Annotated in this window: 18 protein-coding genes; 9 read left to right on the plus strand and 9 right to left on the minus strand. The window is 71.1% G+C overall.

Translation table 11 applies throughout. The features are described 5' to 3' along the window. Window positions 1-380: 380 nt before the first annotated feature. Window positions 381-719 carry a transcriptional regulator WblA gene (gene wblA, locus QOL88_RS21585; RefSeq protein ID WP_030846174.1) on the plus strand — a complete coding sequence of 113 codons (339 nt, stop codon included), beginning with the start codon at window positions 381-383 and terminating at the stop codon, window positions 717-719. Between the two features lie 152 nt (window positions 720-871). Here wblA and bagB read toward each other — a convergent pair whose 3' ends face one another. After that, complete coding sequence (bagB, locus tag QOL88_RS21590; protein ID WP_097218482.1) at window positions 872-2,290, minus strand: ATPase BagB; 1,419 nt, start codon at window positions 2,288-2,290, stop codon at window positions 872-874. 205 nt (window positions 2,291-2,495) lie between these two features. Beyond that, on the minus strand, window positions 2,496-3,473 hold the full coding sequence (bagA, locus tag QOL88_RS21595) for an ATPase BagA (protein WP_097218485.1): 978 nt from the start codon (window positions 3,471-3,473) through the stop codon (window positions 2,496-2,498). 107 nt (window positions 3,474-3,580) lie between these two features. Between bagA and sp36 the strand changes: the two genes are divergently transcribed. From sp36 to QOL88_RS21615, 4 genes are all read left to right on the plus strand, one after another. Then, entirely contained in the window at window positions 3,581-3,739 is a 159-nt protein-coding gene (gene sp36 / locus QOL88_RS21600) for a Sp36 family protein (RefSeq protein WP_097218487.1), read from the plus strand. Next, window positions 3,739-4,200 (plus strand): RidA family protein, encoded by a 462-nt coding sequence (locus QOL88_RS21605; protein WP_030846166.1) that lies wholly within the window; start codon window positions 3,739-3,741, stop codon window positions 4,198-4,200. The genes sp36 and QOL88_RS21605 overlap by 1 nt, the downstream gene beginning before the upstream one ends. A 106-nt stretch (window positions 4,201-4,306) precedes the next feature. Continuing rightward, on the plus strand, window positions 4,307-5,176 hold the full coding sequence (locus tag QOL88_RS21610) for an NUDIX hydrolase (RefSeq protein ID WP_097218490.1): 870 nt from the start codon (window positions 4,307-4,309) through the stop codon (window positions 5,174-5,176). Then, window positions 5,173-6,003 carry an MBL fold metallo-hydrolase gene (locus QOL88_RS21615; RefSeq protein ID WP_097218492.1) on the plus strand — a complete coding sequence of 277 codons (831 nt, stop codon included), beginning with the start codon at window positions 5,173-5,175 and terminating at the stop codon, window positions 6,001-6,003. Before QOL88_RS21610 ends, QOL88_RS21615 begins: the two co-directional genes overlap by 4 nt. Before the next feature lie 74 nt (window positions 6,004-6,077). On the opposite strand, the gene QOL88_RS21620 is transcribed toward QOL88_RS21615, so the two are convergent. Further along, on the minus strand, window positions 6,078-6,752 hold the full coding sequence (locus QOL88_RS21620) for a Crp/Fnr family transcriptional regulator (RefSeq protein ID WP_020129286.1): 675 nt from the start codon (window positions 6,750-6,752) through the stop codon (window positions 6,078-6,080). 335 nt (window positions 6,753-7,087) lie between these two features. Here QOL88_RS21620 and nth point away from each other — a divergent pair, with 335 nt between their 5' ends. The 3 genes from nth to QOL88_RS21635 all read left to right on the plus strand — a co-directional run bounded on the left by nth (window position 7,088) and on the right by QOL88_RS21635 (window position 10,311). After that, window positions 7,088-8,203 carry an endonuclease III gene (gene nth / locus QOL88_RS21625; protein WP_179878923.1) on the plus strand — a complete coding sequence of 372 codons (1,116 nt, stop codon included), beginning with the start codon at window positions 7,088-7,090 and terminating at the stop codon, window positions 8,201-8,203. Between the two features lie 199 nt (window positions 8,204-8,402). Then, window positions 8,403-9,098, plus strand: coding sequence for an NUDIX hydrolase (locus QOL88_RS21630; protein ID WP_097223120.1), 696 nt, complete (start codon window positions 8,403-8,405; stop codon window positions 9,096-9,098). 13 nt (window positions 9,099-9,111) lie between these two features. Next, entirely contained in the window at window positions 9,112-10,311 is a 1,200-nt protein-coding gene (locus QOL88_RS21635) for a MarP family serine protease (RefSeq protein WP_097223121.1), read from the plus strand. A gap of 67 nt (window positions 10,312-10,378) precedes the next feature. On the opposite strand, the gene QOL88_RS21640 is transcribed toward QOL88_RS21635, so the two are convergent. The 6 genes from QOL88_RS21640 to QOL88_RS21665 form a co-directional block, all read right to left on the minus strand. Continuing rightward, a complete protein-coding gene (locus QOL88_RS21640; RefSeq protein ID WP_078885154.1) occupies window positions 10,379-10,561 on the minus strand; it encodes a hypothetical protein in 183 nt (60 codons plus the stop codon). Between the two features lie 128 nt (window positions 10,562-10,689). Then, the gene (locus QOL88_RS21645) at window positions 10,690-11,640 is read right to left on the minus strand and encodes an alpha/beta fold hydrolase (protein ID WP_097218500.1); all 951 of its coding nucleotides are present in this window, start codon (window positions 11,638-11,640) and stop codon (window positions 10,690-10,692) included. Continuing rightward, window positions 11,637-12,125, minus strand: a complete 489-nt coding sequence (locus QOL88_RS21650; RefSeq protein ID WP_097218503.1) for a phage holin family protein — start codon at window positions 12,123-12,125, stop codon at window positions 11,637-11,639. The genes QOL88_RS21645 and QOL88_RS21650 overlap by 4 nt, the downstream gene beginning before the upstream one ends. Window positions 12,126-12,246: 121 nt before the next feature. Beyond that, window positions 12,247-13,683 carry a Na+/H+ antiporter NhaA gene (gene nhaA / locus QOL88_RS21655; protein ID WP_097218505.1) on the minus strand — a complete coding sequence of 479 codons (1,437 nt, stop codon included), beginning with the start codon at window positions 13,681-13,683 and terminating at the stop codon, window positions 12,247-12,249. Between the two features lie 197 nt (window positions 13,684-13,880). Next, entirely contained in the window at window positions 13,881-15,836 is a 1,956-nt protein-coding gene (gene acs / locus QOL88_RS21660; protein ID WP_097223122.1) for an acetate--CoA ligase, read from the minus strand. 283 nt (window positions 15,837-16,119) lie between these two features. Further along, the gene (locus QOL88_RS21665) at window positions 16,120-18,489 is read right to left on the minus strand and encodes a bifunctional SulP family inorganic anion transporter/carbonic anhydrase (protein WP_097218507.1); all 2,370 of its coding nucleotides are present in this window, start codon (window positions 18,487-18,489) and stop codon (window positions 16,120-16,122) included. Window positions 18,490-18,779: 290 nt separating this feature from the next. Here QOL88_RS21665 and QOL88_RS21670 point away from each other — a divergent pair, with 290 nt between their 5' ends. Continuing rightward, window positions 18,780-20,072: a polysaccharide deacetylase family protein gene (locus tag QOL88_RS21670; protein WP_097218509.1), complete on the plus strand. Its 1,293-nt coding sequence runs from the start codon at window positions 18,780-18,782 to the stop codon at window positions 20,070-20,072. Window positions 20,073-20,137: the final 65 nt, after the last annotated feature.

Below are 20,137 nucleotides of genomic sequence, written 5' to 3' on the forward strand. Positions count from 1 at the left end.
GACAGGCGTATAGGCCTTGGCCTAAGCTGCTCTCAACTGTCACAGCAGTGAGGTCACGTATCAATACGTCCGACGACCCCGAATCGTTCTGGGTGTTCCCCAACTTTTTGATGGGGACGTGTCCGAATCCGCCTTGTGTGTCATACGGCGTCCCATGTGACGCAACTGAACTGTCCCGGTTTGCCGGGAAGGTTACGTATGTCGCCAGCTCACTCCCCCGGGTGATCTGCCGCTTACCCATAGTCCGTTCGGGCCATTCAAGATTGGGCCCGAAGGGGGTGTTGCGCTGTGCCCACCTTCCGTAACGTCCTCAACTGGCGGCGGTGAATATGCCGCTGCCGCCGTGGGGGAGCCTCGATTCGGGAGAGGACGGCGCCGGTATGGGCTGGGTAGTCGACTGGAGTGCGCAGGCGGCCTGCCGCACTACCGATCCGGATGAACTGTTCGTTCAAGGAGCAGCGCAGAACAGGGCCAAGGCGGTGTGCACCGGATGCCCGGTGCGCACGGAGTGCCTGGCCGACGCGCTCGACAACCGCGTCGAGTTCGGTGTGTGGGGAGGCATGACGGAGCGGGAGCGCCGCGCACTGCTGCGCAGGCGTCCCACTGTGACCTCCTGGCGCCGGCTGCTGGAGACGGCGCGCACGGAGTACGAGCGGGGGTGCGGTGTCCTGCCCCTCGACGACGACGAGATCTACGAGAACTACGCGGCGGTGAGCTGAGCGGCGAGCTGAGGAGCCCTCCCTCCGGGGAGCCTCCCAGGTCCAGGTCCAGGTTCGAGGGCCCTCTCCGGGCCCTTCGCCATCGCCTACGGGTTCTTCGCCCCTCGTCACGAGCCCTGCGCCCTCGCCGGGTTGCCCTCCAGGCACGCGCCTCAGGCACGCGCCTCAGGCGGTTCCGGCTGGTCGGCAGGGTCGGGCAGCTCGCGTTCGTCGGCCGCGAGGCGGTCGCCGATGTCGCGCAGTCCCGCGAGGTCGTGCACGTCGCCGGGCAGTGCGGCCACTTCCGTCACGGCCACCTCGGGGTGGAGGGCGGTGAAGCGGTCACGCGTGCGCTGCTCACGGGAGAGCAGCTGCATGCGATCGGCGTGCAGCCTCAGCAGGCCTGCGGTGAGCTGGTCGACGGACCGCTCGGTGTCCGCGGTGTGCTCAGGGTCCTCGGCATGCTCGGCGTCTTCGGTGGGGGAGCCACCCTCGGGAGCCGATGCCGGGGTCTGAATTGGTGCTCCGGACGTGGGAGAGTCTGAACTGTCGGGTGCGTCGGGGGAGTTACGAAGTCTTGCTTTCCCGCCCTCCTGATCCACAATGCGGGGCTCTTCAAGATTTTCCGCGGCGGCGAGCGCCCGCTCGGCCGACAGCCGGTCGGCCCCGCTGCCGTGCACCCGGTTGAGCACCAGACCGGCGAGCGGCATGTCCTCCGCGGCCAGCCGCTCCACGAAGTACGCGGCCTCGCGCAGCGCGTCCCGCTCCGGGGCCGCCACCACGAGGAACGCCGTGCCCGGCGCCTGGAGCAGCTTGTACGTCGCGTCAGCGCGCGTGCGAAAGCCGCCGAAGGTGGTGTCCATCGCGGACACGAACGTCTGGACGTCCTTGAGGAGCTGACCGCCGAGCAGCTTGCCGAGGGTGCCGGTCATCATCGACATCCCGACGTTCAGGAACTTCATCCCGGCGCGGCCGCCCAGCTTCGCCGGTGCCGTCAGCAGCCGGATCAGCCGGCCGTCCAGGAACGACCCGAGCCGCTTGGGCGCGTCCAGGAAGTCCAGCGCCGAACGGGAGGGCGGGGTGTCGACGACGATCAGGTCCCACTCGTCCCGGGCGCGCAGCTGCCCGAGCTTCTCCATCGCCATGTACTCCTGCGTGCCCGCGAAGCCCGCCGAGAGCGACTGGTAGAAGGGGTTGCCCAGGATGGCGGCCGCCCGCTCGCCGTCCGCGTGCGCCTCGACGATCTCGTCGAAGGTGCGCTTCATGTCGAGCATCATCGCGTGCAGCTCGCCGCCCGCGGAGTCGTCGATGCCCTTCACCCGGCGCGGGGTGTTGTCGAGGGAGTCGATGCCCATGGACTGGGCCAGCCGGCGGGCCGGGTCGATGGTCAGGACGACCACCTTGCGGCCCCGCTCGGCCGCGCGCAGGCCCAGGGCCGCCGCGGTGGTGGTCTTGCCGACCCCGCCCGAACCGCAACAGACCACGATCCGGGTCTTCGGGTCCTCCAGCAGCGGATCGATGTCGAGCAGGCGCGCGGGGGCGAGGGGCGGGCGGGCCGGGTCGTGGGTGTGGGCCGGGTCCGAGCGACTCATGACATCCCCTGCTTCCGACTCATGACGGGCCTTGCCTGTCCATCGCGCCTCGTGCCGCGCGTTGCTCGCGTGCCGTGTTCGTCGTGCCTCGTGCCGCGCGCTGCTCGCATGCCGTGTTCGTCGTGCCTCGTGCCGCGCGCTGCGCCCGTGCCGTGTCCGTTCTCGCTCGTGCCGCGCGCTGCGCCCGTGCCCTGTCCGTCCTGGCTCATGACACGCCCTGCTCGCGCAGCTCGCGGGCCAGCTCGTACAGCCCCGCCAGGTCCATGCCCTCCGCGAACAGCGGCAGTTCGTGCAGCGGCAGGTCCAGTTCGGTCAGGACCGCTCGCTGCTCGTGCTCCAGCGTGTACCGCTCGGCGTACTCCTCGGCCTGCGTGAGCAGCGGGTCCACCAGCCGCTCGGCGTGCCCGCCGCGCCGCGCCCCGCCGAGCCCCGCGGACGACAGGGACCGCGCGACAGTGGAACGCGGGACCGTCCGTACGAGTTCCAGGTCCGTCTCGTCCAACACCTCCGGCCGGACCATGTTCACGATGATCCGCCCCACCGGCAGTCGCGCCGAACGCAGCTCGGCGATGCCGTCCACGGTCTCCTGGACGGGCATCTCCTCCAGCAGCGTCACCAGGTGCACGGCCGTCTCCGGTGACTTCAGCACCCGCATCACGGCCTGCGCCTGATTGTGTATCGGGCCGATCTTGGCGAGGCCCGCGACCTCGTCGTTCACGTTCAGGAAGCGGGTGATCCGCCCGGTCGGCGGGGCGTCCATGACGACGTAGTCGTACGCGAACCGCCCGCTGCGCTCCTTGCGGCGCACCGCCTCGCACGCCTTGCCGGTCAGGAGGACGTCCCTGAGGCCGGGCGCGATGGTGGTGGCGAAGTCGATCGCGCCGAGCTTCTTCAGGGCCCGTCCGGCGCTGCCCAGCTTGTAGAACATCTGGAGGTAGTCCAGAAGGGCCAGTTCGGGGTCGATGGCGAGGGCATACACCTCCCCGCCCCCGGGTGCTACTGCGATCTTCCGTTCCTCATAAGGCAGCGCCTCCGTTTCGAAGAGCTGCGCGATGCCCTGACGGCCCTCGACCTCGACGAGAAGCGTCCGCTTCCCCTCCGTGGCCAGGGCCAGCGCTAGGGCCGCGGCCACCGTGGTCTTGCCGGTACCGCCCTTGCCGCTGACGACCTGGAGCCTGCTCACGTATTCGAGCCTAACCAGTCCGCGCCCGCGCTACGCGGGAGGCTGTGGATAACCGGTGCGGTGATGGGCCGCGTGGCCCCCGCCCGCCAGGGGCTAGAGTCGGCCGCATGACCAAGTGGGAATACTCGACTGTGCCGCTGCTCGTCCACGCCACGAAGCAGATTCTGGACACCTGGGGCGAAGACGGCTGGGAGCTCGTCCAGGTCGTGCCCGGGCCGAACAACCCCGAGCAGCTCGTGGCCTACCTGAAGCGGGAGAAGCAGTAGTGGGCGCCGTCGAGGCGAAGCTGGCCGAGCTCGGCCTGAGCCTGCCCGCGGTGGTCCCGCCGCTCGCCGCGTACCAGCCGGCCGTGCAGTCCGGACCGTACGTCTACACCGCCGGGCAGCTCCCGATGGTGGACGGCAAGCTTCCGGTCACCGGCAAGGTCGGCGCGGAGGTCACCCCGGAGGAGGCCAAGGAGCTGGCACGCACGTGTGCGCTGAACGCCCTGGCCGCCGTGAAGTCCGTCGCCGGTGACCTGGACCGCATCGCGCGCGTGGTGAAGGTCGTCGGCTTCGTCGCCTCGGCCTCCGACTTCACGGGCCAGCCCGCGGTGCTGAACGGCGCGAGCGAGCTGCTCGGCGAGGTCCTCGGCGACAAGGGCGTGCATGCGCGCAGCGCCGTGGGCGTCGCGGTGCTGCCGCTGGACGCACCGGTCGAGGTCGAGATCCAGGTGGAGCTCGCGTAGCACCCGGCCGCGCACCCCGTACCCCGCCCTCTTCGATGGCCCCAGCTGCGGATTCCGTCCCCGGGGCCACTCGAACATCCGCCCGTCACGGGATAGCCTCGCGCCCATGGCGAACGGTCAGTGGTACCCCCCGGAGTGGCCGGACCGCATCCGCGCACTCGCGGCCGGCACCCTCACCCCGGTGACCCCGAAGCGCGCGGCCACCGTCATGCTCCTGAAGGACACGGACAGCGGTCCCGCCGTCCACATGCTGCGCAGGCGCGCCTCCATGGCCTTCGCCGGAGGCGCGTACGCGTATCCGGGCGGCGGCGTCGATCCGCGCGACGACGACCACCACGTCCGCTGGGCGGGCCCCACGCGCGCGTGGTGGGCCGACCGGCTCGGCGTCGACGAGACGGCGGCCCAGGCGATCGTCTGCGCGGCCGTGCGCGAGACGTACGAGGAGGCGGGCGTGCTGCTCGCCGGACCGGCGGCCGACTCGGTCGTCGGTGACACCACGGGAGCCGACTGGGAGACCGACCGGGCCGCCCTGGTCGCCCGGGACCTGTCCTTCGCGGAGTTCCTGGACCGGCGCGGCCTGGTCCTGCGCTCCGACCTGCTGGGCGCCTGGACCCGCTGGATCACCCCGGAGTTCGAGGCCCGCCGTTACGACACCTGGTTCTTCGTGGCCGCGCTCCCCGAGGGGCAGCGCACCCGCAACGCCTCCACGGAGGCCGACCGCACGGTGTGGATCACCCCGCGCGAGGCGGCGGCCGGGTACGACAAGGGCGAGCTGCTGATGATGCCGCCGACGATCGCGACCCTGCGCCAGCTGACGGCGTACGAGACGGCCGCCGGGGCGCTCGACGCCGCCCCGGGGCGTGACCTCACGCCCGTCCTGGCCACCGCCCGCCTGGTCGACGGGGAGCTCGTGCTGTCCTGGCCGGGCCACGACGAGTTCACCAAGCACATCCCGACCGGTGGAGCCACCGCATGACGGACGCAAGCGCCCTTCCCGGCCAGCCCCGCGGCGGGGTCCTCTCGGGGCCCGCCACCGCGCGGGCCGTCAACGTCCTGGCCCCCAACGCGTCGGCGATGACCCTGGACGGCACGAACACCTGGATCGTCTCCGAGCCCGACTCGGACCTGGCCGTGGTGATCGACCCGGGGCCGCTGGACGACGAGCACCTGCGCCGGGTTCTCGTCACGGCCGAACAGGCAGGCCGGCGCGTCGCCCTCACCCTGCTGACCCACGGCCACCCCGACCACGCGGAGGGCGCCGCCCGCTTCGCCGAGCTGACCGGCACCCGCGTGCGTGCCCTCGACCCGGCACTGCGGCTGGGCGACGAGGGCCTGGCCGCCGGAGACGTGATCACGACCGGCGGGCTGGAACTGCGCGTCGTGCCGACCCCCGGCCACACAGCCGACTCCCTCTCCTTCCACCTCCCGGCCGACCGGGCGGTCCTCACCGGCGACACGATCCTCGGTCGCGGCACGACGGTCGTGGCCCACCCCGACGGCCGCCTCGGCGACTACCTGGACTCCCTGCGCCGCCTGCGCTCCCTCACGGTCGACGACGGCGTCCACACCGTCCTGCCGGGTCACGGCCCGGTCCTGGAGGACGCCCAGGGCGTCGTCGAGTACTACCTCGCCCACCGCGCCACCCGCCTCGCCCAGGTCGAGACGGCCGTCGAGGACGGCCACCGCACCCCCGCGCAGGTCGTCGCCCACGTCTACGCCGACGTGGACCGCTCCCTGTGGCCTGCGGCGGAACTGTCGGTACGGGCCCAGCTGGACTACCTGGCGGAGCACGGGCTCATCTGACCGTGCGCGGATACGACGTCGGGCCCCGTCTCGTGAGGAGACGGGGCCCGATGACGTACGGGAGGGTGTGCGCGTCAGCGCGAGCGCTTCGCGAGGCGCTCCACGTCCAGGAGGATCACCGCGCGGGCCTCCAGGCGCAGCCAGCCGCGCTGGGCGAAGTCCGCGAGGGCCTTGTTGACCGTCTCGCGGGACGCGCCGACGAGTTGGGCCAGCTCCTCCTGCGTGAGGTCGTGCACGACGTGGATGCCCTCCTCGGACTGCACGCCGAACCGGCGCGACAGGTCGAGCAGGGCGCGGGCGACACGGCCCGGGACGTCCGAGAAGACGAGGTCGGACATCGCGTCGTTGGTCTTGCGCAGCCGGCGCGCGACGGCGCGCAGAAGCGCCGTGGCCACCTCCGGGCGGGCGTTCAGCCAGGGCTGGAGGTCGCCGTGGCCGAGGCCGAGCAGCTTGACCTCGGTCAGTGCCGTGGCGGTCGCGGTGCGCGGGCCCGGGTCGAACAGCGAGAGCTCACCGATGAGCTCGCTGGGGCCGACCACGGCAAGCATGTTCTCGCGACCGTCGGGGGACGTGCGGTGGAGCTTCACCTTGCCCTCCGTGACCACGTACAGGCGGTCACCGGGGTCGCCCTCATGGAACAGCGAGTCACCGCGGGCGAGGGTCACCTCACTCATGGAGGCGCGGAGCTCCGCGGCCTGCTCGTCATCGAGCGCCGCGAAGAGCGGATTGCGCCGCAGAACGTCGTCCACGAGTTCTCTCCTATTCGACCTGCTCAGGGGATCTTGCTCCCCCGTGTACCGAGGGACCGTGGTGCCCATTTTGTCGGGCGGTCCAAACAGTGTGATCTGTCACAAGGATGCCGCACACGTGTCCCGGGGTACGCGGCAGGGGTCCAATTGGGCGCCGATCTTCAGGGGCCGGGGCGGATGTCGGTGCCGGGCCTTAGGCTGGCCGGGTGTCCAAATCGCCGGTGAGAGCACAGGCCGAGGGGGCTGCGCGGGTGGTTGTACGTCGCGATTCCGCTGTGGGCGAACAGAGCCCCGATGGCGGTAGGAAAACGGCGAAAGAGAACAAGACGGAACCGGTGAAGAAGGCGGCGTCCGCGAAGGGCGCCGCGTCTGCGAAGAAGACGGCCTCGGCGAAGGAGACGGCCTCCGCGAAGGGCGCCGCGTCTACAAAGGAGACGGCGTCCGCGAAGAAGGCCGCGTCCGCGAAGAAGGCCGCGTCCGCGAAGAAGGCCGCGTCCGCGAAGAAGGCCGCGTCCGCCACGAAGCGCGCTTCCAAGACCTCTGCCGCCAAGAAGGCCTCGCAGGGTGCCGCCGTGAAGAAGGCGCCCGCCGCCAAGAAGGTCGCGGTCGCGCCCAAGAAGGCCACCGCCCGGCTCAAGGGCACCGCCCCCGCCAAGGCCGTCGTCCACCCGCCGGGCGACGAGTCGCCCACCGCCCTGGTCCGCCGGGCCCGCCGGATCAACCGCGAGCTCGCCGAGGTCTTTCCGTACGCGCACCCCGAGCTGGACTTCGAGAACCCCTTCCAACTGGTCGTCGCCACGGTCCTGTCCGCCCAGACGACCGACCTGCGCGTCAATCAGACGACACCCTCGCTCTTCGCCAAGTACCCGGCCCCGGAGGACCTGGCCGCCGCCAACCCCGAGGAGGTGGAGGAGATCCTCCGCCCCTGCGGCTTCTTCCGGGCCAAGACGAAGTCGGTCATAGGGCTGTCGAAGGCCTTGGTGGAGGACTTCGGGGGTGAGGTGCCCGGCCGGCTGGAGGATCTGGTCAAGCTGCCCGGCGTCGGCCGCAAGACCGCGTTCGTCGTGCTCGGCAACGCCTTCGGCCGTCCCGGCATCACCGTCGACACGCACTTCCAGCGCCTGGTGCGCCGGTGGCGGTGGACCGGCGAGACCGACCCGGACAAGATCGAGGCCGCCATCGGCGCGCTCTTCCCGAAGAACGACTGGACGGATCTGTCGCATCACGTCATCTGGCACGGCCGCCGCATCTGCCACGCCCGCAAGCCCGCGTGCGGCGCCTGCCCGATCGCCCCGCTCTGCCCGGCCTACGGCGAGGGCGAGACCGACCCGGAGAAGGCGAAGAAGCTCCTCAAGTACGAGAAGGGCGGCTTCCCCGGGCAGCGTCTGAAGCCCCCGCAGGCCTACCTGGACGCGGGCGGCAAACCGGCGCCGCCGCTGGGGGCCGGATGAGCTGCCCGAGGCGCCCGCAGCATCCGACGCGCCGCCCGAGCGGCCCGGCGGGCGACGCGAAGAGCCCCGCGCGCCATCAGAAGGACCCCACGCGCCGTCCGAAGAGCCCCACGCGCCGCCTGTTCAGGGGATCCCGGGCGTTCGCGGAACGATCTCGGACCCGTCGTGCGTTGGATGCGGCAGGACGACGGGGGTGGCGATGACGCGTGCGAGCGACACACAGGGCGGCCGGGTGGCGCTGAGCAAGGACGGGCTGCCCGGCTGGCTGGACCCGGTGGTGCACGCCGTGGAGACCGTCCGGCCGCGGCAGCTGAGCCGGTTCCTGCCCCCGGAGGACGGGGCGGGGCGGCAGTCCGCCGTGCTGGTCCTGTTCGGTGAAGGGGCGCACGGCCCGGAGCTGCTGCTCATGGAGCGCGCGAGCTCCCTGCGCTCGCACGCCGGCCAGCCCTCCTTCCCGGGCGGTGCCCTCGACCCGGAGGACGGCGACCCGTACGGCGACGGCCCGTTGCGGGCCGCCCTGCGCGAGGCGGAGGAGGAGACCGGCCTCGACCCGTCCGGCGTCCAGCTCTTCGGCGTCCTGCCCCGGCTCTACATCCCGGTCAGCGGCTTCGTCGTCACACCCGTGCTGGGCTGGTGGCGCGAGCCGAGCCCGGTCGGCGTCGTCGATCCGAACGAGACCGCCCGGGTCTTCACCGTCCCCGTGGTGGATCTCACGGATCCCGCCAACCGAGCGACCACCGTCCACCCCAGCGGCCACCGAGGTCCGGCATTTCTGGTCGAATCCGCCCTTGTCTGGGGTTTCACGGCCGGAATCATCGACCGGCTGCTGCACTTCGCGGGCTGGGAGCGGCCCTGGGACCGCGAGAAGCAGGTCCCGCTCGACTGGCGCGCATGACAGGGTGGCCTCCGTGAACGTGCTGGACATCTTGTTGCTGGTCGCCGCCGTGTGGTTCGCGGTCGTGGGGTACCGCCAGGGGTTCGTCGTCGGCATCCTGTCGGTGATCGGCTTCCTGGGCGGTGGCCTCGTCGCGGTCTACGTGCTGCCCGTCATCTGGGACGCGCTGACGGAAAACGCGGAGGTGAGCACGACCGCCGCCGTCGTCGCGGTCGTCGTCGTCATCGTCTGCGCCTCCGTCGGCCAGGCCCTCACCACCCACCTCGGCAACAAGCTGCGCCGGCACATCACCTGGTCCCCGGCCCGGGCCCTCGACGCCACCGGCGGCGCCCTGGTCAACGTCGTGGCGATGCTCCTGGTCGCCTGGCTGATCGGCTCGGCCCTCGCGGGCACCACGCTGCCGACGCTCGGCAAGGAGGTCCGCAACTCGAAGGTGCTGCTGGGCGTCTCGCAAGCCCTGCCGGACCAGGCCGCCACGTGGTTCGCGGACTTCTCCTCCGTCCTCGCGCAGAACGGCTTCCCGCAGGTCTTCAGCCCCTTCTCGAACGAGCCGATCACCGACGTCCAGCCGCCCGACCCGGCGCTGGCGAACAGCCCCGTGGCGAACCGCGCCCAGCGCTCCATCGTCAAGGTCATGGGCACGGCCCCGAGCTGCGGCAAGGTCCTGGAGGGCACCGGCTTCGTCTTCTCCGACCGCCGCGTGATGACCAACGCGCACGTGGTGGGCGGAGTCGACGAGCCGACCGTGCAGATAGGCGGCGAGGGCAGGAAGTACGACGCCAAGGTCGTGCTCTACGACTGGCGGCGCGACATCGCCGTCCTCGACGTGCCCGATCTCAAGGCGCCCGTGCTGCGGTTCACCGAGAAGGACGCGAGCAGCGGCGACGGCGCGATCGTCGCGGGCTTCCCGGAGAACGGGGCGTACGACGTGCGGGCCGCCCGCGTGCGCGGCCGCATCACCGCCAACGGCCCGGACATCTACCACCGCGGCACGGTCCGCCGCGACGTCTACTCCCTCTTCGCGACCGTCCGCCAGGGCAACTCCGGCGGCCCGCTGCTCACCCCCGACGGCAAGGTCTACGGCGTCGTCTTCGCCAAGTCGCTCGACGACGCCCAGACGGGATACGCGCTGACCGTGGACGAGATCCGGGGGGACATCACCAAGGGGCGTACCGCCACCCAGCAGGTGGGCAGCGACAGCTGCGCCTTGTAGGGCCCGACGGCTCTAGACGCGGTCCGGGAGCGGCAGGTGGCGGGGCGTCACTCGCGCGAGTGACGCCTCAGTCGCGAGTGTGGCGCAGTCGTACGGAGACCCAGCGGGCCCGGCGGCGGAGGATACGCGGAATCCCGACCCGGGGGTCCGCGGTCGCCATCTGCGGTGCGCCGCTTCGCCGGTGGGGGTTCGCACCGCCGGCAGAGCGGCGATTGCGGGTTGCGTCACTGTAGTCGTGCGTCCAGCCCATACACCGACGTGTGCCCCCGCCCCATGGTCGATAACCGCTCCCCGGGCGTCCAATTGGCCTATGCGCCAGGCAATTGGCCGTTCGTCAGACAAGCGTTCACATGTCGGTGACGGGGCGGGGCGGACCGGTCACCGGTCGGGTTCGGGATCCCGCAGCCAGTTGATGAGTTCCGAGGAGAACGCGACCGGGTCCTCCTCGTGCGGGAAGTGGCCGAGTCCGTCGAACAGGCGCCAGCGGTAGGGGGCTTCGACGTACTCGCCGGACCCGGCCGCGCTCCGCGTGCGCATCACGGGGTCGAGCGAGCCGTGCAGATGCAGGGTCGGCACGCGCACGGGCCGCTTCATCCGCCGGTTGAACTGGATGCCGTCCGGGCGGGCCAGAGAGCGCACCATCCAGCGGTACGGCTCGACCGCGCAGTGCGCCGCGGAGGGGATGCACATGGCGCGGCGGTACGCGTCCAGCGCCTCGTCCTCGGGCGGGCGCGGCCCGGACCACTCCTGGATCAGCTCCGCGACGAGGGCCCCGTCGTCGGCGGTGAGCTGCCGCTCCGGGATCCAGGGCCGCTGGAATCCCCAGATGTGTGAACCGGCGCGGCTCTGCTTGACGTCCCTCAGCATGGCCGAGCGCCAGCGCCGCGGGTGCGGCATGGACGAGACCGCCAGCCGCCGCACCAGCTTGGGGCGCATCGTGGCGGCCGTCCACGCGAGGTATCCGCCGAGGTCGTGGCCGACCAGCGCGGCGTCGGGCTCGCCGAGGGAGCGGATGACGCCGGTGACGTCGAGCGCGAGGTTGGCGGGGTCGTAGCCGCGCGGTGTGCGGTCGCTGCCGCCGACGCCCCGCAGGTCCATGGCGACGGCCCGGAAGCCGGCGTCGGCGAGCGCCACCAGCTGGTGCCGCCAGGTCCACCAGAACTGCGGGAAGCCGTGCAGCAGCAGGACCAGCGGCCCGTCCCCCAGCTCGGCGATGTGGAAGCGGGCGCCGTTGGCGGCGACGTCGCGGTGGCTCACCTCGCGCCCGCCGGGAACGTCGAGGAGGACAGCCGAGGCCGGTTGTGCGGGGGGATGGGCGGGGTCTGTCATGACGACGAGCGTGCCACAGCCTCGATGGCCTCGGGGACCCGGTCCTGCGGGAGCTCCGGCCGCGGGTGCGGCTTGGCCTTCTGGAGCACGACCGCGGACTCCTTCATCGACGCGGCGACCTTCTGCGGGCCCTTGCTCTTCTTGGCCTTCTTCGCGAAGGTCACGCCGACCAGCGCGAGGACGCCCGCGACCAGCACGTTCGCCGCGAACGACAGCAGGAAGCAGACCGCGAGGTTCCAGTCGCTCCAGGTGCGGATGCCGTACGCCAGCGCGAAGTTCAGCATCGGCAGGGAGAAGATCAGCACCGCGCCGGCCGCCGAGAAGGCGCCGCCGCTCGTGGCGCCGCGCTTCACGTCCTGCTTGAGCTGCGCCTTCGCCAGCGCGATCTCGTCGTGCACCAGCGCCGACATTTCCGCCGTCGCCGAGGCGAACAGCTGGCCGATGCTGCGTTCGGCGCCGACCGGGCTGCCGTCGGGTGCGCTCATCGCGGTCTCCCTCTTCTGCGTACGGTCCGATGTCCGCGTCTTCCGTCTGACTCGTGCGCAGTCGTCCGACTGCGCATGGCATGACCGCGTACGGACCCGTCTTTTGTACCGTCTCGTCAGATCATGCCGGACGGTGGTGGTCCTCGCCTGCCCCGCCCGGTACTTCGGCAAGCCCGTGGCGCGCCGCTGCCTTCTCCTGGGCGATCCGGCGGTGTTCGGCGGCCTTGCGCTCGTACAGCGTGGCGAGCCGCAGGTGGTAGGCCGGGTCGTCCTCCTCGTAGATGTCCGGGATGCCGTCGGCGTCCTCGTCGCGCTCCTCTTCCTCCCACAAACGGCGGTACTTGGCGTTCCGCAACTTCAGCAGGACTGTCGCGAGTGTCGCGGCGATGAGCGAGCCCAGCAGGACGGCGGCCTTCACCTCGTTCGTCATCGTCTGGTCGCCGGTGAAGGCGAGTTCGCCGATGAGCAGCGACACGGTGAAGCCGATGCCGGCGAGACTCGCCACCGCGAAGACGTCGGGCCAGGCGAGGTCGTCGCTGAGCGAGGCCCGGGTGAAGCGGGCCGTCAGCCAGGTCCCGCCGAAGATGCCGAGCGCCTTGCCGACGACGAGCCCGAGGACGACGCCGAGGGTCTCGGGCGAGGTGAACACGTCGGCGATGGCACCGCCGGACACCGCGACGCCCGCGCTGAACAGCGCGAACAGCGGCACCGCCAGTCCCGCCGACAGGGGCCGCACGAGGTGCTCGATGCGCTCACCGGGGGAGTGGTCCTCGCCCTCGTGGCGGTGGCAGCGCAGCATCAGGCCCATGGCGACACCGGCGATGGTGGCGTGGATGCCGCTGTTGTACATCAGCCCCCAGACGACGAGGGCCAGCGGCACGTACACGTACCAGCCGCGTACGCCGCCCCGCAGCAGCAGCCAGAAGAGCACCAGACCGGCGACGGCGCCGCCGAGCGCGGCGAAGTTCAGCTCGGCCGTGAAGAAGACGGCGATGATCAGGATCGCGAAGAGGTCGTCGACGACGGCGAGGGTGAGCAGGAACGCCCGCAGCGCGCTCGGCAGGGACGTGCCGATGACCGCGAGCACGGCGAGTGCGAAGGCGATGTCGGTGGCGGTGGGCACGGCCCAGCCGGCCGGCGAGCCGCCGCCGGTGACGTTGGTGACGACGTAGACGAGCGCCGGTACGGCCATGCCGCACAGGGCGGCGACGACCGGCAGCGCGGCGGCTTTCGGATCGCGCAGGTCACCCGCGACGAGCTCGCGCTTGAGCTCGATCCCGGCGACGAAGAAGAAGATCGCCAGCAGTCCGTCCGCGGCCCAATGCGCGACGGACAGGTCGAGGCCGAGGGCGGCGGGGCCCAGGTGGAAGTGGGAGACGCTCTCGTAGCTGTCGCGGAGCGCGGGGATGTTCGCCCAGAGCAGCGCGGTGACCGCGGCGGCGAGGAGCAGCACCCCGCCGACGGTCTCGGTGCGCAGCGCGTCCGCCACGTAGGTCCGCTCGGGCAGCGACAGCCGGCCGAGGACCTTGCGGGGGGTGGTGGAGCGGGGCGCGGTCACGAGGGAACCTCCGGTCGGTGGGCAGGACGGAACACATGCCGACCAGACTTCCCGGCGCACCATGGAGCACTTGTTTTGCTTAGTTTAGGTAAACGTACGGCTGTGCGCATCCGGCGGCCCTCGCCGCGGGGACGCGCCGACGGAGGGTACCCGGTGATCGGGTGCCCTCCGCCGGCCTCGTCGTTCTGGTGCCGCGATCAGTCCTCGCTGGGCGCGGCGGGGAGCTTGGACTGGATGAGGTCCATGACCGTGGAGTCGGTCAGTGTGGTGACGTCACCCAGCTGACGGTTCTCGGCGACGTCCCGCAGCAGCCGCCGCATGATCTTGCCGGAGCGGGTCTTGGGCAGCTCGGCCACGGGCAGGACTCGCTTGGGCTTGGCGATCGGGCCGAGGGCGGTGCCGACGTGGTTGCGCAGTTCGGCGACCAGGTCTTCGGTCTCCGAGGCCGTCCCGCGCAGGATCACGAACGCGACGATCGCCTGCCCGGTCGTCTCGTCCGCCGCGCCGACCACGGCCGCCTCGGCGACCGAGGGGTGGGAGACGAGCGCGGACTCCACCTCGGTGGTGGAGATGTTGTGGCCCGAGACGAGCATGACGTCGTCGACCCGGCCGAGCAGCCAGATGTCGCCGTCGTCGTCCTTCTTGGCACCGTCACCGGCGAAGTACTTGCCCTCGAAGCGCGACCAGTACGTGTCGATGAAGCGCTGGTCGTCGCCCCAGATGGTGCGCAGCATCGACGGCCACGGCTCGGTCAGCACCAGGTAGCCGCCACCGCCGTTCGGCACCTCGTTCGCCTCGTCGTCGACGACCGTCGCGGAGATGCCGGGCAGCGGCGTCTGCGCGGAGCCGGGCTTGGTGGCGGTCACGCCCGGCAGCGGGGTGATCATCATCGAGCCGGTCTCGGTCTGCCACCAGGTGTCGACGACCGGGGTGCGGTCGCCGCCGATGTTCTTGCGGTACCAGACCCACGCCTCGGGGTTGATCGGCTCGCCCACCGAGCCCAGCACCCGCAGGCTGGACAGGTCGAACTTGGCGGGGATGTCGTCGCCCCACTTCATGAACGTACGGATCGCGGTCGGCGCGGTGTAGAGGATCGTCACGCCGTACTTCTGCACGATCTCCCAGAAGCGGCCCTGGTGCGGGGTGTCGGGCGTGCCCTCGTACATGACCTGCGTCGCGCCGTTCGCCAGCGGCCCGTAGACGATGTACGAGTGACCGGTGACCCAGCCGACGTCGGCGGTGCACCAGTAGACGTCGGTCTCCGGCTTGAGGTCGAAGACGGCGTGGTGCGTGTAGGCGGTCTGTGTGAGGTAGCCGCCGGAAGTGTGCAGGATGCCCTTCGGCTTACCCGTGGTGCCCGAGGTGTACAGGATGAACAGCGGGTGCTCCGCGCCGAACGCCTGCGGGGCGTGCTCCGCGCTCTGGCGGCCCACCACGTCGTGCCACCACACGTCGCGGCCCTCGGTGAAGGCGACCTCCTGCCCCGTGCGGCGCACGACCAGGACGTGTTCGACGATGCCCGCCTTCTCGACGGCCTCGTCCACGGCCGGCTTGAGCGCGGACGGCTTGCCGCGCCGGTAGCCGCCGTCGGAGGTGATGATCACGCGCGCGTCGGCGTCCTGGATGCGGGTGGCGAGCGCGTCCGAGGAGAAGCCGCCGAAGACGACCGAGTGGGCGGCGCCGATCCGGGCGCAGGCCAGCATCGCGATCGCCGTCTCGGGGATCATCGGCATGTAGACGGCGACCCGGTCGCCCGCCTGGACTCCCAGCTCCAGCAGGGCGTTGGCGGCCTTGGAGACCTCGTCCTTGAGCTCGGCGTAGGTGATCGCGCGGCTGTCGCCCGGCTCGCCCTCGAAGTGGATGGCGACACGGTCGCCGTGCCCGGCCTCCACATGGCGGTCGACGCAGTTGTAGGCGACGTTGAGCTCGCCGTCCTTGAACCATGTGGCGAACGGCGGGTTCGACCAGTCGAGCGTCTCGGTGGGCTCCTTGGCCCAGGTCAGCCGACGGGCCTGCTCGGCCCAGAAGCCGAGCCTGTCAGCCTTGGCCTGTTCATACGCCTCCGCGGTGACGTTGGCGTTCGCGGCCAGGTCGGCGGGGGGCGCAAAGCGTCGCTCCTCCTTCAGAAGGTTGGCCAGGCTTTCATTGCTCACGGCATCTGCCTTTCCCAGGGTGTCCGTTGTGTCCCAGGCCACAGCTCATCAGACCCGGGGGTGCGATGACAAGGGCCGACCGCCGATTGGTTTAGACCTGTCGGGCGGTGCTGCAGGGGACCGGGGTCATCCGTACCCACGGACGCCGACCAGGGAAAGTTCAGTGCCTGTGCCGCCGGTCACCCTGCTCACGGTCCGACGGGCCACCGGGTGTGCCCCCGCTGTCGATCGGGGGCACACCCTCCTCCGGTGCGGGGCGAGACGCTCCGCGCCAGGCGTCGGCTCACACCGACAGATCCGGCTCCCGCACACGGTCGAAGACGCCGCCGGTCTCCGTCTCGGTGAGCAGGTACGCCTCGGCCTCGCCCACGTGGAAGTACATCCCGTGCAGTTCCAGGGCGCCCTCGTCGAGGGCCCGGGCCACCGAGTCGTGGGCACGCAGGTGCTCCAACTGCTGGACCACGTTCGTCAGGCAGAGCTGCTCGACCGCGTCCTCGGGGGACCGTCCGGCCAGCCTGCCCCAGGACAGACTGTCGTCGGCCATGCGCTCCAGGCTCGGCAGCCCGTGCCGCAGCCATCGCTTCAGCGGGGTCCGGGCGCCGCCCGGCTCGGAGTTGAGCAGGGCCTGCATGGCGCCGCATCCCGAGTGTCCGCACACCGTGATGGACCGCACCTGGAGCACGTCCACGGCGTACTCGATCGCCGCCGACACCGAGTCGTCGCCGCTCTCCTCGCCGGGGCGCGGGACGAGATTGCCCACGTTGCGCACCACGAACAGGTCGCCCGGACCACTGGAGGTGATCATCGATGTGACCAACCGGGAGTCGGCGCAGGTCAGGAAGAGCTGCGAAGGCCGCTGCCCCTCTCTCGCCAGCCGGGCCAGCTCGCTGCGCACCAGGGGTGCTGTGTTGCGCTGGAACGCGCTGATGCCACGCGCCAGTTCGTGCCCGCTGGCTCCGCCGGCGCCCGACGGGTCCGGCTCGGAGCGGTCCGACCCGTCCGGGTTCTTCTCGGCAGGGGGTACGGACTGGGGGCCGTCGCACTGGTGGTTGCGCCAGGGTGTCCAGGGCCGGCAGCGGCAGTCGCCGGAGGCCTGGGGCTCGGAGATGCGGGTGCCGGTATGCCGGCCGGTGATCTCCACGGTGCCGCCCTGCGCGGTGTGCGTCTTCTGCCAGTCCTGCAACGTCTCGTACGCCGCGTGGTCCATGAACGACCCGTCCAGCTCGACGACGGTGTCGGCGCCGTGGGGCACGAGATGCAGGGCCCGGCTGAGCCGTGGCACCGCGAGGAACGTCAACTGTCCTCTGACGTGGACGTGATGGACTCCTTCCCTCTCGTCGTGCGTGATGCGGGTGCGGGTGAGGCGGTGCAGGGCGACGCCGACGGCCATGGCGATGCCGAGCGCCACGCCCTCCAGGACGCCGAGGAAGACCACGCCGAGGGTGGTGACGGCGTAGACCCAGACTTCCCGGTGGCGGGTCACCGTGCGGATGTGGTTCAGGGACACCATCTGGATGCCGACGGCCATCACCAGGGCGGCGAGCGAGGCGAGCGGGATGAGCTCCAGGATCGGGACCATCAGCAGCGCGGCGATCACTACGAGAACGCCGTGCAGCATCGTGGAGTTCCGGCTGACGGCGCCCGCGTGCACATTCGCCGAACTCCGCACGGCGACACCGGCGATGGGCAGTCCGCCGAGCGTGCCGGAGACGATGTTGGCGGCGCCCTGCCCGAGCAGTTCACGGTCGAGGTGCGAGCGCCCGACACGGGTCGACAAGCCCGGGCGGCCGGCCACCAGCTTGTCCACGGCGACCGCGCCGAGCAGCGACTGCACGCTGCACACCAGCGTGGTGGTGAGCACGGCAGCGACCAGGCCGAGCACGGGGCCCTCGGGCAGCCCGGCCAGGGCGTGGTTGCTCCAGGAGGGCAGGTCGACCTTGGGCAGGCGGAGCCCGACGAGGGCGGCGACCGCGGTGGCTCCGGCGACGGCTACGAGCGCGGCCGGGACCTTGCGCAGCAAGCGTCCGGCCCGGCCGGGCAGTCTCGGCCAGAGCAACAGCAGTGCCAGGGTCAGCACACTCACCGACACGGCCGCGGGGCGCATGTGCGCCAACTGGGCGGGCAGCGCGCGGAGGTTGTCCGGTACGGAACTCTGCGGTGTGCCGCCGAGGACGATGTGCAGCTGGGCGACGGCGATGGTGACGCCGATCCCGGCGAGCATGCCGTGCACGATGGCGGGGCTGACGGCGAGGGCGCCGCGGGCCACGCGCAGGCAGCCCAGGCCGAGTTGGGCGAGGCCGGCGAGGACGGTGATGGCGCAGGTCGTCCGCCAGCCGTAGCGCTGGATGAGGTCGGCGGTGACGACGGTGAGCCCGGCGGCCGGGCCGCTCACCTGGAGCGGGGAGCCGCCGAGCCGACCGGCGACCAGGCCGCCCACGGCGGCGGCGACGAGGCCGGCCTGGAGCGGGGCGCCGGTGGCGAGGGCGATGCCCAGGGACAGGGGCAGGGCGATCAGGAAGACCGCGATCGAGGCCGACACATCGGCACCCGCGATCCTGAATCGGCGGGGTCCGGTCGGCGGCGGACTGTGGGGCGGATGGGTGCGTTCGGTGCGGTTCGGATCGGCGGCGCGTGTGGGGACGCAGGCTGACATGGTTTCCCGTCTCCTCCGGGGCTGCGCGGTCGCGTAACTGGGGGGTCCCGCTCGGGGCGGGTTCGGTCGCGGCGGTCACGGCGTAAATCGGCGGGATGCATCAACGCTCGGTAAACGAATCGTAATGCAGAGTAAAGGCCGAGCATGGGCATTACGGGCAAATGGGTGAATAGATCACTCTGAAGGGTGAAGTGGTTATTTGATCGGCTTGTCGTACTAATTCCTTCTCGAACTCGTGCGAATTTGGCGGCGCTGTCCGCACCCGAGAGAAGGAAGAAGGTGGGCGGAACATGGCCGCCACCCACAGGATCGCCGCGAGTTCCGTGATCGCCGCGGTCTGCGCCGCATCGCTCGCCGGTTGCGCGACCGGCACCCCCCGGCAAGAGGCCCCCGACCCGCAGAAGGCGACACCGGCGCAGGCGCCGAAGAGCGCCGTCCGGCTGATCGGAGACGGCTCCACCGCCTACACCGGCGCCCAGCCGCACCTGCCCAGGCCGGAACGCCTGCGGCCCGGTCAGAAGCCCCCGCAGTTCGTCGTCTTCTCCTGGGACGGCGCGGGCGAGGACAGTCAGAAGCTGTTCTCCCACTTCCGCAAGGTCGCCAAGAAGAACAACGCGACCATGACGTACTTCCTGAGCGGCGTGTACATGCTGCCGGACGAGGAACGCGACCGGTACCGGCCGCCGCAGCACTCCCCGGGCCGCTCCGACATCGGCTTCAACGACCGCCGCGGCATCGCCGCCACCGCGAAGCAGCTGCGCCTGGCATGGCTCGAGGGCAACGAGATCGGCACCCACTTCAACGGCCACTTCTGCGGCAGCGGCGGAGGTGTCGGCGAGTGGTCCGTCCAGGACTGGAAGGACGAGATCTCCCAGGCCAAGCAGTTCGTGAAGACCTGGAAGACCAACACCGGCCTGACGGGCGCGGCCCCCCTGCCCTTCGACTACGACAAGGAGCTCGTCGGCGCCCGCACGCCCTGCCTCGAGGGCCAGCGCAACTTCATGAGGGCGGCCCGCGACCTGGGCTTCCGCTATGACACCAGCGGCGTGAACGACCAGGTCTGGCCGAAGAAGAAGCAGGGCCTGTGGGACGTGTCCATGCAGCTCGTGCCGTTCCCGGGCCACTCCTTCGAGCAGCTCACCATGGACTACAACTTCATGGTCAACCAGTCGGGCACCAAGACCCAGGGCAACCCCGCCATGCACGACTTCTGGGGCGACCAGATGCGCGACGGCCTCCTCAAGGGCTTCTCACGGGCCTACAACGGCAACCGCGCACCCCTGATCATCGGCAACCACTTCGAGTCCTGGAACGGCGGCACCTACATGCGGGCCGTCGAGGAGGTCATCGAGACGGTGTGCACCAAGGAGGAGGTGCGCTGCGTCTCGTTCCGGCAGCTCGTGGACTGGCTGGACGCCCAGGACCCGAAGACGCTGGAGAAGCTGCGCACCCTGCAGGTGGGCCAGGCGCCCAAGGCGGGTTGGGCGTCCTTCCTGTCGGACCGGCCCGCCCCGGCACCCAAGGGCGTGCCCGGTGCTCCGGCGGCCCAGGGGGTCCCGGGCGCCCCGGCGGCCAAGGAGTAGTCCTTCGGGCGGACATGGCCGGACGCACGCGCGTGAAGGCCGGACGCACGCGCGTGAAGGCCGGA

This window comes from Streptomyces sp. Ag82_O1-12 (assembly GCF_900182715.1).
Taxonomy (GTDB): Bacteria; Actinomycetota; Actinomycetes; order Streptomycetales; family Streptomycetaceae; genus Streptomyces; species Streptomyces massasporeus.

What these genes read in the sequence shown, in the direction of transcription:
- wblA (WP_030846174.1), top strand. Translation starts at nt 381, where the DNA reads ATGGGCTGGGTAGTCGACTGGAGTGCGCAGGCGGCCTGCCGCACTACC.
- bagB (WP_097218482.1), bottom strand. Translation starts at nt 2,290, where the DNA reads ATGAGTCGCTCGGACCCGGCCCACACCCACGACCCGGCCCGCCCGCCC.
- sp36 (WP_097218487.1), top strand. Translation starts at nt 3,581, where the DNA reads ATGACCAAGTGGGAATACTCGACTGTGCCGCTGCTCGTCCACGCCACG.
- QOL88_RS21610 (WP_097218490.1), top strand. Translation starts at nt 4,307, where the DNA reads ATGGCGAACGGTCAGTGGTACCCCCCGGAGTGGCCGGACCGCATCCGC.
- QOL88_RS21615 (WP_097218492.1), top strand. Translation starts at nt 5,173, where the DNA reads ATGACGGACGCAAGCGCCCTTCCCGGCCAGCCCCGCGGCGGGGTCCTC.
- QOL88_RS21630 (WP_097223120.1), top strand. Translation starts at nt 8,403, where the DNA reads ATGACGCGTGCGAGCGACACACAGGGCGGCCGGGTGGCGCTGAGCAAG.
- QOL88_RS21640 (WP_078885154.1), bottom strand. Translation starts at nt 10,561, where the DNA reads ATGGGCTGGACGCACGACTACAGTGACGCAACCCGCAATCGCCGCTCT.
- QOL88_RS21645 (WP_097218500.1), bottom strand. Translation starts at nt 11,640, where the DNA reads ATGACAGACCCCGCCCATCCCCCCGCACAACCGGCCTCGGCTGTCCTC.
- QOL88_RS21650 (WP_097218503.1), bottom strand. Translation starts at nt 12,125, where the DNA reads ATGAGCGCACCCGACGGCAGCCCGGTCGGCGCCGAACGCAGCATCGGC.
- QOL88_RS21665 (WP_097218507.1), bottom strand. Translation starts at nt 18,489, where the DNA reads ATGTCAGCCTGCGTCCCCACACGCGCCGCCGATCCGAACCGCACCGAA.
- QOL88_RS21670 (WP_097218509.1), top strand. Translation starts at nt 18,780, where the DNA reads ATGGCCGCCACCCACAGGATCGCCGCGAGTTCCGTGATCGCCGCGGTC.